The following is a 1,371-nucleotide window of genomic DNA, read 5'->3' on the forward strand; positions in this document are numbered from 1 at the left end:
GGGACTGTCCGACTGACGGTGTAACTGGTTCTCAAGCTCCGGGCGTGTCCCGGGGGAAGGACCAGCGATGACCGACACGATCGAGTCCATGGGGGCTCGGATCGATCAGCAGCAGCTCGCTCGGGAACTCGTGGAAGCGGCCCGGGCCGAAGGGGTCGAGCTCGTCGGTCCGGGAGGGCTGCTGAGCGGGTTGACCAAGACCGTGCTCGAGACCGCGCTGGACGCGGAGATGAGTGAGCACCTCGGCTACGACAAGCACGACGCCGTGGGCCGCGACGGCGGCAACTCCCGCAACGGCACGCGCACCAAGACGGTGCTCACCGAGATCGGGCCGGTGCAGATCGAGGTCCCCCGCGACCGCGACGCCAGCTTCGAACCGGTCATCGTGCGCAAGCGCCAACGCCGCCTGGATGGGATCGACGAGATCGTCCTGTCGCTCACAGCCCGGGGCTTGACCACCGGGGAGGTGGCTGCGCACTTCGAGGAGGTCTACGGGGCCAAGGTCAGCCGGGACACCATCTCGAGGATCACCGACAAGGTTCTCGAGGAGATGACCGACTGGCAGCACCGCCCCCTCGACAGGATCTACCCGGTGCTGTTCGTGGACGCGATCTATCTCAAGGTCCGCGATGGTCAGGTCACCAACCGGCCGTTCTACGTGGTCATCGGGGTGACCCTTGATGGTCGACGCGACATTCTCGGGATCTGGGCCGGCGAGGGCGGGGAGGGCGCGAAGTACTGGCTGCAGGTCCTGACCGAGATCAAGAATCGCGGCGTTGACGACGTCTGCATCGCGGTCTGCGACGGCCTGGCCGGGCTGCCGGCGGCGATCACCACGGTGTGGCCGCCGACCCTGGTGCAGGCCTGTGTACTGCACCTGATCCGCAACACCTTCCGCTACGCCAGCCGGCGCTACTGGGAGCAGATGGCCAAAGATCTCCGGCCGGTCTACACCGCACCCACCGAGCCGGCCGCGGCCGAACGGTTCGCCGAGTTCACCGAGCGCTGGGGAGCGCTCTACCCGGCGATCATCACGCTCTGGCGCTCGGCATGGTCGGAGTTCGTGCCGTTCCTCGATTACGACGTGGAGATCCGCAAGGTCATCTGCAGCACCAATGCGATCGAGAGCCTCAACGCCCGCTACCGGCGAGCGGCCAAGGCCCGCGGGCACTTCCCGACCGAGCAGGCCGCGCTGAAGTGTCTCTACCTGGTCACCCGCTCGCTCGACCCCACCGGCAAGGGACGGGCCCGCTGGGCGATGCGCTGGAAGCCAGCGCTCAACGCCTTCGCGATCGCGTTCCCCGGTCGTATCGTCCCGTCAACCATCAACTGACCCGCCAACGCCAGTTACACCGGTCATCAGACAGTCCC

General features: G+C 67.1%; 1 protein-coding gene. It reads left to right on the forward strand.

The window, feature by feature from the left end; genetic code table 11:
• The first annotated feature begins 67 nt into the window (after positions 1–67).
• The gene (locus tag PHK61_RS31785) at positions 68–1,333 is read left to right on the forward strand and encodes an IS256 family transposase (RefSeq protein WP_420791478.1); all 1,266 of its coding nucleotides are present in this window, start codon (positions 68–70) and stop codon (positions 1,331–1,333) included.
• Positions 1,334–1,371 lie beyond the last annotated feature (38 nt).

It is taken from the genome of Actinomycetospora lutea (assembly GCF_028737205.1).
Classification (GTDB): Bacteria; Actinomycetota; Actinomycetes; order Mycobacteriales; family Pseudonocardiaceae; genus Actinomycetospora; species Actinomycetospora lutea.

Excerpts from the sequence above, each read along its gene's own strand:
- PHK61_RS31785 (WP_420791478.1), top strand. The coding sequence starts at position 68 with ATGACCGACACGATCGAGTCCATGGGGGCTCGGATCGATCAGCAGCAG.